This is a genomic window from Endozoicomonas euniceicola, assembly GCF_025562755.1.
Lineage (GTDB): Bacteria > Pseudomonadota > Gammaproteobacteria > Pseudomonadales > Endozoicomonadaceae > Endozoicomonas_A > Endozoicomonas_A euniceicola.
Genome location: NZ_CP103300.1, coordinates 6,430,145 through 6,445,478, shown reverse-complemented (window position 1 = coordinate 6,445,478; position 15,334 = coordinate 6,430,145). Strand labels below are relative to the sequence as shown.

Genomic DNA, 15,334 nt, shown 5'->3' with positions numbered 1-15,334 from the left:
GTTAGGGAGCTGTTTGCGCCTTACTGGGAACTTGTTTAGATGGCAAACAGGCTCGATTATTACAATTGGTCAGGCGTTGTAACTGTTCAGGGAAAACCGCTAAAAAGTTGTGTGATAGGGAAGGCTGTTTGGTGGTACTGGCGATCATCATCGGGGTCTGCTGTCTACTCGCAAGAGGTTTTTGAAAGTTTATTATTTTTCCTCCTACACTACCGTCTCTTTATGGACAATTTGTCGATTAAGTACTTAATAAATAATTGGGATAATAGTGCCATAGATGCTGTTGTGAGACTAGCAACAAAATATCACCGGGGGATGCTATTCGGTTGGTACGCTTGAGCAATTTAAGTAGAACTTGGCACGTGGCCTGCCTCCATAACAAACCATCATAAAATCATGTTGATTGGCTGATTGTATGATGAAAAACACTCCCATGGAGTGACAACTATGTTGACACAGGGGGGGGGGGACGATTTGCCAGAAATGACTTGCTGAGGTCAGCAGGAAGAAAACCAGAGACCTTTGAGTTTCTTGGCTTCACGCACTTCTGTAGTGAGACCCGAAGTAGCGGACGCTTCACTATTGTCAGAGAAACCAGTAAGAAGAGAATGCGAGCGACGCTGCAGGGCATTAAGAACTATCTCTTGAAGCACAGACATTATGCGTTGCCAGAGCAGCTGGAGTGGTTAAATCGTGTTGTCCAAGGGTACATGAACTACTTTGCTGTACCGGGTAATAGTCGTAGGATAAATGCCTTCAGAACAGCAGTGCAGATGATTTGGTATAAAGCCTTGAAGCGGCGCAGCCAACGTAGCCGTCTGAACTGGAAGAAGTTTGGCTCATTCGTGAATGCTGCGCTCCCAAAGGACAAGATCCTTCATCCATGGCCGGAGCAGCGTTTTGGCGTCAAATACTCGAGGTAGGAGCCGTATGCATTAGAAGTGCATGTACGGATCTGGGCAAGGGGGGGCCGGGTGATCGGCATTCCTACTGCGACCCTAACAAATGCTTCCAGTCCGTTCGCTTCGCTCACCCGACCGCCTTACGGCGGCGACTGAAGCAGTCGTTAGCTGCTTAAGTTTCTTGGCTCTGTGCAAACCTGTAAGAACATCTGTGCAAAGAGATGACTTCATGTCAATATTTAAGTTGTTTCTACTGAAAGTTGTCGTAATGAGGTAATAATGAAGAATCAGAGATTATATAAAGCTCTAATGGCTACAGGACACTGGGGTAAAATTGAAGCTGAATTAGCCGTCGATTTTGATTTCAAATGTGCTTACTGTGATAAGGACTTACTCGCATCTGTTGACAATTATAAAGAATGGCAAAGAGAACATATTGTTCCATCTTCAGAAGGAGGTGCTGAGCATATGAGTAATTTTGCGTTATCCTGTCGTACCTGTAACTTTATAAAGGGTGTATGGAATCCCTTAACACAATTTCAAAATGTCACACCTACTAAAGCAGAACTAATTTTTACAGCTAGAAAATATATTGAGCAAAAACGCTTTGAAACGCAGGAGGATATTAATCTATATCTTGAACTAATTGAGCAATATAGTTAATTCTAGAAAATTTCATTAGTAAAGCATCAAATTATAAAGTCAGTCTCTCAGGTGAAAAATATAGATTTAACACCGTGCTACAGCTTACCAGTGATAAGCAGTGACTTGGTGCTATTTGTTTCTACGAAAAATTAGGCTTTGTTGCAAGCTATGAAGGTTTTGAACTTAACATTCAGCCACGCAACTAAAAAATGGTTCCAGTTCGTTTCAGGCTTCGCCCTCCACCGGATGCGCCTTGTGGCGTGTTGCTTATTTTGGCGTTAGGTTCTTGCTCAAAAAAAAGACATCTATGTAAAGTTAACTTGTTTCGACCTTCTTCTTCATGTCACTGGGTGTTGGGTGTGGGAATTCCGTATGGATGTTGCTGGATTTTGCGTTAGCATAAATGTTTTTATTGGGGTTGTAAGTAATGGGAATTTTTAGCTTTGTAAAGGACAACATTAAAAAGAGTGAAGCAGCAGTTGTTATTCAGAATATATTAGAGATGGGCCTTAATATGGGGCTTGTGACTGAAGACCCTGCAATGAAAGCTAATCAAATTATATCTAATGCGTGGGACGAAAAATCACATTTGTTGTCTGGTGAATATTCAAAGAGACCAAACAAATATAGCTTTGCAGCATTCTCATTATCGCTAGAACTTGATAAAACCAATGTAGATGATTATGAGTTTACTGGTATTCAGATGGCACTAGGGCAGTTAATAAATTACATACATAATGATAAAACATCCTTAAGTTATTCAGATATAGATATTGAGCTAATGGAAAAAGCAATTAACACCTTTGTTGCAAAAGCAGAAGAGTTTGAATCATCAAATGATCCACTGCTAAAGGAGCTTAACAGTGCCCTTGATAAAGGAATGAAAACTGAAGCAGATAGTTTAAATCCCAAATACTTCAAAAATTCAGAGAAAGTATATCACAGCTATGAAGCCTGGTATGAAGACTACAAAAAAGGGGCCGGTCAAACAAATTCTTCATTGAAAACAAAAAATGATTTGAATCTTATTGACCTCATGGATGATAGCGGGCTAAAAAAAGCTTATAAAGATTTAATTGATCCTATTAAATTAGGGCGTTATTTTGGGGAAACATTTGATCCCAGTGAGATGAAGGTGGGGTAGTAGAAATACGAGCCTAAATCGGGTAAGAGCTGGCTTCTCTCCAGCTCTTCCCACACCACTGCACATGCGGGTCCCATACGGCGGTTCACCGAGGATAGTGAAACTTAATCCACAAGTCTTTCAGTGAAACAAGCCCTATCTCTGCAAGGTAATTGTCGTTTAGTCTGAGTTGAACGGCATACGTCTTAGATAACCGGTAATATCCTTTGTTACTGGCTCCTATACAGGCGGCTCTGACAATGTCAACGCCCAGCCTGAGCAGGTGAGTCACTTTGGTTTTCGCCTTTCGCCATTGCTTGATAATGGGTCATGTTTTAAATAGGTTGATACCACATTTTTGAGATGAATTCCCCGATGACCTTCTCGTGCAGTTCCGCAGAGCGAGAAAGATAGTTCTACGGGTTAATCGTTTAAGGCGTGTACGAAGTGTCAGGCTGTTTCTCTCGATGCTTTGTGTCAGCTTCTTGCTGATAACGTGGCTCTGTTCTGGTAGCTCTGCGCCGTATGGCTTCCAGTTGTCTGCGCCGCAGAGTATGGCGCATACAGACATAAACATGACTTCAGTCAGAATATGCGTAGTCTTTTTGGGATCACGTTTGTAAGTGAGTGTGGAGAAACTGGAAAAAAGAGCTTTGGCAAACATTAGAGGTCAGATAAAACGGTGGATATTACAGGTTTATCCTGTGAAGGTCTGGTTAAAAAATACTCATGCTTTCACCATACACTTTCTAGCTACTGACCTCATTACCCGTTTCAGGCCGATTAGGTTTCTTACTTCTAAATATGTATTTTTATGTATATTCCCGTTTGTTTCTTCTAAGTATGCTTGGATATTTGGTTTGAGTAAAATGTTAAAGAAGTTAATTAGAAAAGCCAGTGTAAAAACAATGCAGAAAGAGATGGATATCTATCTAAGGAACTTACAAGTAGGTACTGAAGAAGAGGTTTCTTTTTTACTTGCATCTACAGCAGTGGCAATAAAGTTCCTGAAAATTTCGAAATATATTTCAAAGCCTTTTCCGGAAGATATTTTCTTAGGTTTAACTATCTGTGATGATCAACCACCAGGCCTAATTGCATCCTACAACATTGAATTAATTGCTTTACATAAGCAAGTATCTAAAAGTGAAGACTTTAATAAACAAATTCTTGCAAGTGGGTTAATGGTATTAATCCACTCGTTGAGAGCGCTATCGGTTAATGAATTGTTTGCCACAGGTAGGTTATGTTGGATCGAATTGATGAGAGGTATGCCATTTTATCTCGAGTCGATGAGTGATATCTGTCCAAATTATTCAGAAGCTGAGGCAATGGAATTACTTCCTGTTCCAAATATGCTTAGCCCAGGACCTGTAAAATAGAAACCTAAAGCGGGTAAGAGCTGGATTCTCTCCAGCCCTCCTAAAACCTTACCGGCAAAGGATGAAAGTAAATTTAAAATACTATGCTACTTACTCCTTACGGCTCGTTATATGGAAGGGGCTGAGTCGTGCGGTTCTACCCTATCCCGATTATTTGTTCATAAAAAATACACAAACAAGAAAGCAGTGGGAAGCACTTTGTTTTTATCGATAATTTACTATTTACACAGGTGTTAGTGTAGGTATCATCTGTTTCTTTATATTGAATTATTTTGAAATGAAAAGAGTTCTTTTTGCACTAGTCTTATCATTATTTAGCCTGCAAAGCAGTGCAGAAATAATGACAGTCCAACAACTTAAAGATCTTATAAGACAAGGTGAAATAGGAGAAGTTGTAGCTGTTTCATATACGCAAGGTGTTGTAGATGGTTTACTTGGAATGGAATCACTTAGAAAAAAAGAGCGTAATGCGAAATTAGATTTTTGTGGAATAAGGGAGGCTTATAATAATAACAACCCTATTCGGCACCCAGCATTCGAGACAAAAAATATCGTAAAAAGATGGGAGCAATCTGGAAGACCTATGAATGCGCTAGCAGTTGATATGGTCTTGGTTTATCTCACTGACGAGTATGGTTGTTAATAGGTGTTTCATGCCAGTCATAGGCTTTATTCTTTTCTTTTTGTTCGGTATAGCGCAGTTGATCGCTGGTTATGTAGGTATTGACTATCATTTTGGAGTAGCTTGGGCAATAGCAGCACTAATTGCTTCCTTAATGTTTAGATTTACACTTCCAATCACGATAGGTGCATTCTTTGGTGCAATGGATGTATGGGGATGGTCTTGGGTACTATCTTTAGTGTTTGTTGCTCCTGGTGTAGCGTTTTTAATTCCAGGCTTCATTTTGTCAATGTTTGAAGCAATAAAGAAATAAAGTGCCAAAAATTGTTATTAACAATATCGACTTTATCTCATCTAAAATAAATGCAGCCTATTTGTTAGTTAATAACTGCTATCTTCAGCCCCGACCATACTGGTAAGCGAGATGAATACAAAGTAGATTAGAAATTAGAATCATACGTCTAGTGGTGTGGGAGGAGCTGAGTCGTCAGGCTCTACTCCTCACGATTATGTACACCACTCATCTACGATCTACGTGAGCTTACGAATAGGAAATATAAAAATAATTTTGTAGAATATATTTCTACCATTATTAATCTAAATAGCGATTAATGAAGTATTATTGAATCCTTAGGAATAGGCTTCCTTATGATCTTGTTTATTGGAGGGTATTTTCCAGTAAATATGATTATGTCATTTATTTATGGAGACAAATCTGATGTTGTTATCTAATTTTTCCCATTTTATGGCTACTTTATAATGCTATTTACTTGAGGTGAAAATTTGAAACTTTTTCTTTTCTTAATATCATTGGCTGTTAGTTGCTTATCATTTGCAAGTGATAAATCAGCAGCACAAAAAACAATAGAAGTCTTTGATGGTACTTGTATACGTAACTATAACGACTTTGAAGGTATTAAATATCTACTAGAAGCAACAGGGGCAAAAAAAATACCAGATGAGGTACTAAAGTTTGATCCTGCCATGCGAAAACTTGGAGGGGATGGATATGTTTACCAATATGAAAATGAAAACTACATGATTGGGTACTCTCAGGGAATAAGTTGTGGTATTGCAACAGATAATTTTGATGGAAGTAGAACTATCGAGCTTATAAAAAATAATTTTAAAGTAAAGAAAGTCTATGAAGATGACTCAGGTGTACAAGTTACACACATTTTTATGCTTTCTGATAATAATCCTTATAGTGGGGCAATTATCGCAGTTACGTACGCAAAAGAAAGTACAGGCCTCAAAGTTGGAAGTCTTGGGCTCATTACTGCTGATGCTGTAGAAGGTTTAAATAAACAAAATCGCTCTTAATTCGGATAACCGAAGGCTTCTAACTTTCAGTAGATTCAGCATCATGGCTTGTGTATCCGCACCGAGCAATTCACAGAAAGTTTTAGCCTACATTGGAATCAATAATCTGCACTACCAGTATCTGGTAGACGTCCTTGAATGACCGGTTTCTCGAAAAGCACCCTTTGTGATGAATGCATTTGACTGGAATTTACCGGTAAAGTTCATTTACTCAGGTTATTCATCATTAAGGTGGCAGACTATCTGGTGAAGGTATGAGGTTTCGGTTGGAATGTTTCTCTTTCCCCCATTTTCCATAGACGCCAGTTCTGCATTCCTCGCTTCGCTAGACTGATGGTTGGGGGCTCTTTGGGGGAAGAACAGGATGTCGGTGATTTCGTTTTATGACCGTAGTGCGCAGGAACTGGCTGAAGGCTATGAGTCTTTGGATGCCGGGTTGCTGCATCAGTCATGGCGTTATCTGCTACCGGGGCATGGGGGGCTTGCCCTGGATCTCGGGGCGGGCTCCGGGCGGGATGCGGCCTGGTTAGTGGGGCTTGGCTTTGAAGTCCATGCGGTGGAGCCTGCGCAGGGGATGAGGCTGGAGGGGGAAAAGCGACATTCAGGTCCCAGGATTACCTGGCTGGATGACCGGCTACCGGAATTACGGCGGGTGATTGATCTCGGGCACCGGTATGACCTGATTTTACTATCGGGGGTGCTGGGGCACATTCCAGAAGAGCAGCATGGCCGTTTACTGCGGAAATTAACAGGGTTGCTGGCAGCGGAAGGTCGCCTGGTGATTACCCGGGGGCCTGGAGAAGTAGAGGTAGCGGCTAAGACTCATACTGTTGATGCGCGTGTTTTATGCCAGTTGGGGCGAGATCTGGCATTATCGATTGAGAACAGCGGTGCTTCGACACCTTTGACCGGGGAGACAACGGTTGTATTTCAGTTGCCGGATGATGGCACCGGTGCTTTGCCTGTGCTGCGACATATCATTGTCAACGATGCCAAAGAGGCCACTTATAAACTGGCCTTGCTGAGAACACTGGTACGAATTGCAGATGGCTGTGCCGGTATGGCCACCCGAAAAAATGGTCAGGTTATTTTGCCTGCAGGTTTGGTGGCACTGTACTGGCTTCGACAGTATCGGCAGCTGGTCTTTGATCGTGACCTTCTGCAGCGGCCTAAGGCTCAGTATGGATTTGCCGGGAAGGGCTTTAACCGACTAGGGGATGACTCGGCCCTGGACTGGCGCGTAGAGGCCAGCATCCAAGGCGATATGGCAGGGAGTCTCCACATGGCGTTAAAGGAATCTTTGCGCACGATTACCAAGATGCCGGTCCGCTACATTACTTGGCCAAACGGGGTAGCGGGGCCCAGCTGGAGTGAATCGCAGGCAGGCCAGCAAATGCTCTGCTCGAAGCCCATTTACCCAAACAATCGTCCTTCATCTGTGATACTGGACTATAACTACTTCAGCGATTTTGGTGAGTTTACTGTGCCTGAGTCGCTGTGGAATGCCATGGGGCGATACGCTTGCTGGCTGGAACCCGCGATCCTGAACGCCTGGGCTGAACAGATTAAAAAATTTCATCAGCGGGCTGGGCGACCGGTCACTCTGGATGTGGCAATGGCTGCCTTACAGTGGCCAAGGGATCACCGGGATACAACGGAAGTACGCGATATCGTGAAAAGGCTCAGAAAAGCAGATGATGTTCACTGTATCTGGACCAATGTGCCCCTAAAAAGAGCCTTTGAAGTAGACCACTGCTTTCCATTTTCGCGCTGGCCAAACAATGACCTATGGAACTTATTTCCGGCAACCGGCTTAATTAATAGAGAAAAATCAGACAGGCTGCCCAGCGAGGAACGGTTGGAGACCGCCAGGTCTGAGGTGTTGGCATGGTGGGAGCGTGCTTATCATTGTGATGAGTATTATGACCGATTCTTAGCTCAGGCAAGAGCTTCATTACCGGGGCAGTACTGGAATGATTTTGGGGCTGTTTTTGATGGTGTATGTACACAACGGCAACGGTTGATGAAGAATATGCAATTAAATGAATGGTAACTAGCTCAATCCTCTTTCCCTCATTTGTTCAGTAGAATTTTGTATTGATGATGAATATAACGTTCTACTGAATCTCTTTTTTTAGAAAAAAGAATAATTATTTCAGAAAAACTAAAAATACTGTGGAACTAAATAAAAGCGGAATATGTCTATTGTCCAGCATTGAATAATTACGGATAAAAATAGGCATATAAAATGAGCCAACAATTAGAACAAAGAGTTCATGGAAAACATCTTCATCTTAAAGATCTGTTAAATGAAGCTGGAGAAGAGAAAAAATCAGAAAGTCAGTTTAGGATTCTGAAACGTCTATGCTCTTGTGCATTTCCAATTTATGATATTACCGGATGTGAGCATGAAGCACTGATAATCCTTATTAATATTGCTGCGGGTGAGCAGGAAAAAATACTCTATAAATCAGTAGCTAAGAAGAATCTTAAAGATAAAGCCTTCCAAAAAAAGTCATTGAGCTCATTGGCAGGTGCACTCACACATAATGGTAAATTATTTGATAGCACACTCAGATCCAGACTGTTAGTTTTACCAGAGTATGATCCTGACAATGTACGGGTTCATAGTGGTTCCATTGCTCAGGGTCGTGATATTGGATATGCCTATAACAGCAACCTGGTAAGAGTGCAGAAGTGGATTCTGACACCATTTATCTATCGAAATAAACGGATTTGCCTGGCTCAGGTATTAGGCGGAAAAAGCAATAAGTTAATGGCGATTCTTAAGGATTTGGGGTTAGATGAGGCTTTCGCCGAAGAAATAAAAGCTGGGTTTGAAAAAACTGCTAATAGAAGACCAAAACAGATCGACGGCTCCCAGATTATTGTGCAGGATGAAAAAGGTAATGACCTGGCATTATCACCACTTTGTAGTCATTTGATTCATTGCGAGCTGCAGAATCGATTGAGAGAAGACCCGTTTTATAAATTAGCTAATACAGTGAATGTCGGTAGTCCCGTCAACGCTGGAGGATATGGCAACCTGGTGAGTGACAGTGGTGGACAGTTGAAACTGCTGTCGGTTAGACGATCCAGGTATCTCAGTTTGCTGGAACGGTTTTATCATCAGGTGAACAACGATTTGCCGGTATTCAATGCAATTGAGGTACACCAACTCGATGATATCGAATATGAGACCTATGAGCACAATAATTCAGAGCAGGAATCTGAATATCTGAATATTGGCCATCTGACTAAAATCCGCCGTAAAGTGAGCAGACTGGTTTATAGCCTGTTAAAACCTGTTTTGAAAGTCAAGTCAAGAGTAGGCAGTCATGCACAGTGGCTGAAACATTATCAGGTGTTATTGGCTGAACAATTGATTGCGAAGCCGGCCGACAGTGTAACCATAAAGTTGAAGGTGGCTTGGCTATCGGTGGCTCTGGGCCATAAGCGTGTGACGAAAGTAAGAAATGCATTGTTGGAAAATACATTTTGTAAAGACTTTGATATTAAAGATAAAGCGAAATTTTCTAATGTAGTTGAAAAAGATTTGGTGATATTAAACCCGGAGCAATTGATCAATATTTCTGCGTCAGCAGTGTTGGCCTATGTTATGAATCAGCTTGATTCATCCCTGCCTGCCAACATCAAACAGTACATTAGAAATGATGTAAAACGTGAATTATCGAGGTTATTAAAAAATGAATAAGAATAAATATTATTACCTGATAATACCGGATTTACAGCTTGAAAATGCCAACTTTCAGCAGGGCTGGTTAGTGAAAGGAATGCTTTCAATAACTGCACTGGGTGGTTGGGTTGAAAAACTGAGACGAAAAATTGATCCGGAAAAACAGTGGATAAAGAATATTCAGGCAGGAATGGCTATTCACCAGTATGGAGAATTATGCGATCGGAAGGCCTACGCTGAAACCCATCGTGAAGATAAGCACTATAAAAAATCCAGGGTTAAGCTTGAGCCTCTTGGCATGGTTAAGATGGACTTGCTGTTACGAATTCAAGCCAGCGAAATGAGCAGTCAATGTATGGAGGAGTTAATAGAAAAGAAATTAAGGCATTTTGTTATGGGAAGGCTTGCAGGTGGCTGGTTTTATCAGAAAGAAGAACCCAATTTGCGGATGTTCCAGTCTGCAGCTGAGTTGATGAAATATGTTCAATATTATCGTCATCATACCTTTTTTGTTTTGGATGCCAGTGAGGACTTGAAGCTATCCAGAAGTAATATGGATGGAGAAATGGACGCTCTGGATAATCTTCTATCCTTGCTGAGCAGTGAGCAGTCTGTTGGTCCTGAAACCATTCGTTATGCGCCAGGTGTCGTAGGCTATGCCTTGTTGGAAAAACCGGTTAAGCGAAGTGGGGCGAGAAATGAGCTGGTTCACGCCTATGCGGAACCACTGTTATCACTGATAAAAATGGTTCCGGTGGTATCGATAAAGCAGTATGGCAGCGAAGACGTTTTCTGGAGATGGTTCTGGAAAGAAAATCAATTAATTTATAAAGGAAGTACACAATGAAATTACAAGGTGGCGCATCATTTGAAAGATCGATAGAAGCTGCTTTTGCGACGTTTTGGGCGGTCGATGAGCAAGGGCGTTATTTGCCTTTAGAGAAAGATCGATGGAAAAATACGGCTCCTTTTGCGGATGTAAATTCGATCAAAGGCAAGAATTTAAAGAATCTGAATTCAAATAACATTGTTGATAAGGAGATGGCAATATTGCCCGCTCATTGCTCAACGCTGGCAATAAAAACGCAATTTGATTTTCTGGATTGCTGGAGAGAGCTTGCCAGCTGTACTACATATGCAGTGAGAGAGAAGATAGAAGAGTTTGGCTCAGAATTTGAGCGCCTCTTTGGCTTCGAAGTGTTTGCCAAAGCTTACCTGGAGAATATTCTTAATCTCAGGTGGTGTTGGAGAAATTACAATGCTTGTCGAATAGGTAGAGCTGTCAAAGTCAAGTTTAATGAAAAAGTGCATGAATTTAAGCTGGGAACTGCAAAAGAGTTTTATGCTTTAAGTGATATCGCCAAGAGTAAGCAAGATAGATCGGTTATTGATGAGCTGGTCGAGTTGATCGTTGCATCCTTGTCAGGAGACCACTCTTTTCCACGAATAGAAGTCGAAGCACTATTTTATTTTGGTGGAGGTATGGAGGTGTACCCGTCGCAGCTGTTTCCAGTTAATGACAAAGAACGGCGTAAAATATTGGCGACGACCGATGGTGAGAATGGAATTAAACAGGTTTGCTTTACAAAGGAAAAAATATTGAACGCAATTCATACCATAGATCGCTGGTATGTAAATGGAGATAATGGAGAAGGTTTAGAGCCTGTCAATATAAATCCTGTTGCTTACGATAAAAAGTATGCTATTTGCTGGCGAGATCAAGGTGAAAAAAATGATCTTTACAGCATTATTTCAAGCTTTGAAAAAATGTTACTGGCAATGAAGAAAAGGAAAGAACCTAATCAGGATGAAATGTTTCTGATGGCTTTTATTTTAAAAGGTGGGTTAATGGCTGAGAAAAATGAATGAGGAGGAGTAACACTATGACTAAGAAGCCAAGGTATTATATTGAGCTACATTTACCAGAAGATAAAGATATTCAGGCGATATCATGTTCGCATGTTATATCCTATTTGCACAGTTGTAATAAAAGAAATAACTGGAACATTGGTATTGATTTTCCACTCGAAAATAAAGAGGGCTTAGGGGCATTAATCCGTCTTTTTAGCTATGAGAAAGAGACGTTGAATATCTTTCTGAAAAGTAAAATGCTTGAAAAGCTTAAAGCTATTAATGCTATCAGCGGAAAAAGTAACTTTGTAACTCTGGTACCTGAATCTACAGAAGAAATATTATTGTTCAGGAATAACAAGATAGAAAAGAGACAACTGTCTTATTGGATGAAGAAAAGGTACAGTGAAAGTGAAGCAATAGAAATTATTGAAAAACTACCACCTGTAGATACGCATGCCCATCTGGTTAAACTGTATAGTAGTAAATCTAACCGACCAATGAAAAGATACTTGCATAGAGTTGAAGCTAAAAGTAGATCCGATGGTAAATTTAACTCGTACGGTTATTCAAGCAAAGATAAACATGTAACGGTGCCGTTCTTTTAGTTTATTTGGTTATTCTATGTTGTTTTACGATTATAAGTCTGTACAGATTATTACATAATTAAAAGAGGTGAGTTTTGATTATAAAAACAGAAACAGAGGGAATGATCCAAAAGAAATTTGATGAGGGTAGAGGTCAAGGATTTGGTGCAGACTATTTACCGTGGCTGTTTGCAAGTGATATATCGAACACTATTTCATACCGTATACGTGTGAAAGGACGTCATAATCGAGTCTATCACCTGGCATCCAGGTATGAACTTTGGCTATTTCTAATGTTGGAAAAAAACAGGTGGGTGACAGATATTAGAGAACAGTTCCCTCTGGACAGATCTTTAACTTTACCTATTGCCAAAGCAACAGGTATTGCACATCCAGGTCATAGTCTGGAAAGTAAAGTAGCTCAGGTTATGACGGTCGACTTTATTGTGACTGTTGACTACGGTACTGGGTACCAAAAAGATATTGCTATCCCATTTATTGATAGTAAAAATCTATTGACAGAAAGAGAATTAGAACTTCTAGAAATAGCTCGTATCTATTGTTTGGAGAGAAACTACGGATTCAAAATAGTTACAGAGCTGGATATTGATAGGAATCTCGTAGATGGCATGCATTGGTCATTTTCAAAATGGAATTTTGAAAATGATGAGTGGGCAAAAGAAAATTTAGTGTCTGCAAGTATGACAGTTAAATCTATGCTTAAAGCCTACTATGCAAAACCAATATCGATACGAGATTTCTGTAATCATATAAATACTATTGAAAAGTGGCCTGTTGGCAACTCGCTTTCAGTGTTTAGATATTTATTAGCAACAAGAGAACTTGATTATGATTATTTCTCTAAGCCGATTAACGAGAATACAAAAATTAGTGAAATTGAGATAGTAAGTGAAAAATAGTAGTATGTATGCAGTTATTTAATAATATGGTTTTTAGATGCAATCGTGAAAGCTTCGATACATTACAAGACTTCGGTTGTTTATTAGCTGAAGACAAAGATGTTTTTTTTAGATTGCTATGGGTCTGTTCGTGCAGTGATGCCTGTTATCTGATCGAACTGGCTGATGGAGCTGGGATGCCGTTCGAAGGCAGTCAGAGATTAATTTTAGAGAACATCAAAACCAAAAATATTGAGGTTGTTGATGATCGTTTTATTGTGAATCCTCATTTGTTTTCTGATAAACAGAGGTTAAAACAAAAAGAATTTAATAATTTGTTGCTTGATTTTTTACGGAATGAACCAGATTGTTATTTGAGGAACGTGCGAGGAGCGTATATTGCAAAGATCGTTAAAGAGTATAATGTACGTTATGATACTATTTATCAATGCATTAAAAGATACTGGCAGTTTGGTAAAAAACCTGCGGCAATGGCACCACAGTATAATAGGCGAGGTAGAGCAAAGGCAGAGCAAAAAAACACTACCGATAATGAAGCATCAGATACTGTCCATATTGTACCAGTACCAAAAAAACGTGGACCTGCTGGAAGTAAGCATAGGAAAGGAATTTCAGCAGTCCCTCACTATGATACTTTTGAATTGATTCTTGATACTGATCCTCTGGCTAAAAGACCACGGAAGTTGAAACAGCTTTACAAAAAAATGCTAAGGACTTATTTTCCTGGCTTGCCCCCTGAGGAAGTGGTTTCTTATAAGCAGTTTCTTAACTATAAAAATACAAAATATTCTCCGGCTCGCTATTTGAGAAGAATTCTTGGTGGGCGTGAGTTTAATAAACAATGCAGGCCTTTAACAAAGGATTTTTTACAGAATATTCCAGGGCCAGGTCATCAATTTGAAATAGATGCAACCATTGCAGATATCTTTATCGTCGGGATTATGTTCCGTGGAAGGCTTCATCTAATTTCTGAAGCCATTGAAAAAGGGAATTACGAAGAAAGTGAGAATCTGTCCTCTGAGCTATCACTTATGGTGATTGGAAGGCCTGTTATATACGCAATGGTTGATACTTATTCTCGGCTGATTGTTGGTCTTTATATTGGTTTGGAAGGACCAAACTGGAGCAGTGCCAGTATGGCTTTGGATAGTGGTATGTCAAATATGAGGACTTTGCTGGATCTTTATAATATTTCTGAAAGTGAACTACCACTACCTGAAGGTATGTCTATAGAAGATGTATTTCCTTGCGCAGGCATACCAGAGAAAATCCTTGCAGATAATGAGTCTTTTTCAAATAAAAATATCCCGCAGGGGCTCCTAGATCTTGGTATTCAGGTTGAAGTAGCTCCAGTACTCAGGCCTGATTTAAAGCCTGTTATAGAAAGAACATTTGGTTTGATACAACATTATGTCGAGCCTTATATTCCAGGTAAACCACTAAAGCCTGCAGAAGAGCGTGTACTTAAAGATCCTCGAAGAAAAGCATGTTTGACAATGCGCGAGTATGTCATCATGGTACTTAGTCGTGTGATACAACTCAACACGCAGACTAGGCAGCACTATCCGTTAACTCAACAAATGGTGGCAGAAAATGTGAAGCCAATTCCTGTTGAGCTATGGCATTGGGGTATAGAAAATAAAACGGGGCGATTATCGCGGCCATCACTTGATTTATTTAGACAGTCTATTTTATATCGTAAAGAAATTAATAATACACGTCATGGGTTACATTTCTATGGCGATCTTTATTATAGCTGTGAATCCGGTGATTCGGCAGGTTGGTTTATAAAATCAGCGTTCAAACGAAAGCATCAAATATGCTATGATCCACGAAATATGAATAAAATATATTTGCTGCACAATGATGGTAGTTATGAAACCTGTTACATGACAGCCAGATCAGAGCGACTGTACAAAGATTTATCTTTGGCTGAGATAGAACATATTTATAGGTACATTGATCGTGATAATGAGCTTTCAAACTATTGGCAAAATATGGTTGATGAAACTGAGCAAACTATTCAAAATCTGGTTAAACAAGCCAAGAAAAGAGCAAAAGGCAAGCCTATAATTACAACAGATATTAAAAATCAAAAAGTGGATGCATTGACGCAAGAAAGGATGAACGCAACACTGGCCTTGACTGATGAAAAGAACTCTATATCAGATAAACCATCAAAATCTGTTGATACTGTAGCCGAATCTGATTCAAGTAATGCATCAGAAAAATCGATTAATGATCGGTTTAGAGGTGTCTTCGGTAACTTTACTGATGAATAA

General features: G+C 40.1%; 14 protein-coding genes and 1 pseudogene. 14 read left to right on the top strand and 1 reads right to left on the bottom strand.

Features of this window, described 5'->3' with window-relative positions:
• The first annotated feature begins 488 nt into the window (after window positions 1-488).
• The 3 genes from NX720_RS26475 to NX720_RS26465 all read left to right on the top strand — a co-directional run bounded on the left by NX720_RS26475 (window position 489) and on the right by NX720_RS26465 (window position 2,691).
• Window positions 489-923 carry an RNA-dependent RNA polymerase family protein gene (locus tag NX720_RS26475; protein WP_262598597.1) on the top strand — a complete coding sequence of 145 codons (435 nt, stop codon included), beginning with the start codon at window positions 489-491 and terminating at the stop codon, window positions 921-923.
• A 288-nt stretch (window positions 924-1,211) separates the two neighbouring features.
• Window positions 1,212-1,565 carry an HNH endonuclease gene (locus tag NX720_RS26470; RefSeq protein ID WP_262598596.1) on the top strand — a complete coding sequence of 118 codons (354 nt, stop codon included), beginning with the start codon at window positions 1,212-1,214 and terminating at the stop codon, window positions 1,563-1,565.
• Between the two features lie 409 nt (window positions 1,566-1,974).
• Entirely contained in the window at window positions 1,975-2,691 is a 717-nt protein-coding gene (locus tag NX720_RS26465; protein WP_262598595.1) for a hypothetical protein, read from the top strand.
• Between the two features lie 314 nt (window positions 2,692-3,005).
• On the opposite strand, the pseudogene NX720_RS27440 reads toward NX720_RS26465, so the two are convergent.
• Window positions 3,006-3,334 (bottom strand): annotated as a pseudogene (locus tag NX720_RS27440) (IS1 family transposase).
• On the opposite strand from NX720_RS27440, the gene NX720_RS26455 reads away from it, so the two are divergent.
• From NX720_RS26455 to NX720_RS26405, 11 genes are all read left to right on the top strand, one after another.
• Window positions 3,324-4,052 carry a hypothetical protein gene (locus NX720_RS26455; protein ID WP_262598594.1) on the top strand — a complete coding sequence of 243 codons (729 nt, stop codon included), beginning with the start codon at window positions 3,324-3,326 and terminating at the stop codon, window positions 4,050-4,052. The pseudogene NX720_RS27440 and the gene NX720_RS26455 overlap by 11 nt on opposite strands.
• A 277-nt stretch (window positions 4,053-4,329) precedes the next feature.
• Window positions 4,330-4,695 carry a hypothetical protein gene (locus NX720_RS26450; RefSeq protein WP_262598593.1) on the top strand — a complete coding sequence of 122 codons (366 nt, stop codon included), beginning with the start codon at window positions 4,330-4,332 and terminating at the stop codon, window positions 4,693-4,695.
• Window positions 4,696-4,705: 10 nt separating this feature from the next.
• Window positions 4,706-4,987, top strand: coding sequence for a hypothetical protein (locus tag NX720_RS26445; RefSeq protein ID WP_262598592.1), 282 nt, complete (start codon window positions 4,706-4,708; stop codon window positions 4,985-4,987).
• 470 nt (window positions 4,988-5,457) lie between these two features.
• Window positions 5,458-5,997, top strand: a complete 540-nt coding sequence (locus NX720_RS26440; RefSeq protein WP_262598591.1) for a hypothetical protein — start codon at window positions 5,458-5,460, stop codon at window positions 5,995-5,997.
• 364 nt (window positions 5,998-6,361) lie between these two features.
• The gene (locus NX720_RS26435) at window positions 6,362-8,050 is read left to right on the top strand and encodes a class I SAM-dependent methyltransferase (RefSeq protein ID WP_262598590.1); all 1,689 of its coding nucleotides are present in this window, start codon (window positions 6,362-6,364) and stop codon (window positions 8,048-8,050) included.
• A 195-nt stretch (window positions 8,051-8,245) separates the two neighbouring features.
• On the top strand, window positions 8,246-9,712 hold the full coding sequence (locus NX720_RS26430; RefSeq protein WP_262598589.1) for a hypothetical protein: 1,467 nt from the start codon (window positions 8,246-8,248) through the stop codon (window positions 9,710-9,712).
• The gene (locus tag NX720_RS26425; protein ID WP_262598588.1) at window positions 9,705-10,541 is read left to right on the top strand and encodes a type I-F CRISPR-associated protein Csy2; all 837 of its coding nucleotides are present in this window, start codon (window positions 9,705-9,707) and stop codon (window positions 10,539-10,541) included. The genes NX720_RS26430 and NX720_RS26425 overlap by 8 nt, the downstream gene beginning before the upstream one ends.
• Window positions 10,538-11,563, top strand: a complete 1,026-nt coding sequence (locus NX720_RS26420; RefSeq protein WP_262598587.1) for a type I-F CRISPR-associated protein Cas7f/Csy3 — start codon at window positions 10,538-10,540, stop codon at window positions 11,561-11,563. Before NX720_RS26425 ends, NX720_RS26420 begins: the two co-directional genes overlap by 4 nt.
• 14 nt (window positions 11,564-11,577) lie before the next feature.
• Window positions 11,578-12,153, top strand: coding sequence for a type I-F CRISPR-associated endoribonuclease Cas6/Csy4 (cas6f, locus tag NX720_RS26415; RefSeq protein ID WP_262598586.1), 576 nt, complete (start codon window positions 11,578-11,580; stop codon window positions 12,151-12,153).
• A gap of 74 nt (window positions 12,154-12,227) precedes the next feature.
• Entirely contained in the window at window positions 12,228-13,052 is an 825-nt protein-coding gene (locus NX720_RS26410; protein WP_262598585.1) for a TnsA endonuclease N-terminal domain-containing protein, read from the top strand.
• 8 nt (window positions 13,053-13,060) lie between these two features.
• A complete protein-coding gene (locus NX720_RS26405) occupies window positions 13,061-15,334 on the top strand; it encodes a Mu transposase C-terminal domain-containing protein (RefSeq protein WP_262598584.1) in 2,274 nt (757 codons plus the stop codon).

Coding starts and splice junctions, on each gene's coding strand:
- cas6f (WP_262598586.1), top strand. CDS start 11,578: ATGACTAAGAAGCCAAGGTATTATATTGAGCTACATTTACCAGAAGAT.
- NX720_RS26405 (WP_262598584.1), top strand. CDS start 13,061: ATGCAGTTATTTAATAATATGGTTTTTAGATGCAATCGTGAAAGCTTC.
- NX720_RS26430 (WP_262598589.1), top strand. CDS start 8,246: ATGAGCCAACAATTAGAACAAAGAGTTCATGGAAAACATCTTCATCTT.
- NX720_RS26420 (WP_262598587.1), top strand. CDS start 10,538: ATGAAATTACAAGGTGGCGCATCATTTGAAAGATCGATAGAAGCTGCT.
- NX720_RS26470 (WP_262598596.1), top strand. CDS start 1,212: ATGGCTACAGGACACTGGGGTAAAATTGAAGCTGAATTAGCCGTCGAT.
- NX720_RS26465 (WP_262598595.1), top strand. CDS start 1,975: ATGGGAATTTTTAGCTTTGTAAAGGACAACATTAAAAAGAGTGAAGCA.
- NX720_RS26445 (WP_262598592.1), top strand. CDS start 4,706: ATGCCAGTCATAGGCTTTATTCTTTTCTTTTTGTTCGGTATAGCGCAG.
- NX720_RS26425 (WP_262598588.1), top strand. CDS start 9,705: ATGAATAAGAATAAATATTATTACCTGATAATACCGGATTTACAGCTT.
- NX720_RS26435 (WP_262598590.1), top strand. CDS start 6,362: ATGTCGGTGATTTCGTTTTATGACCGTAGTGCGCAGGAACTGGCTGAA.
- NX720_RS26450 (WP_262598593.1), top strand. CDS start 4,330: ATGAAAAGAGTTCTTTTTGCACTAGTCTTATCATTATTTAGCCTGCAA.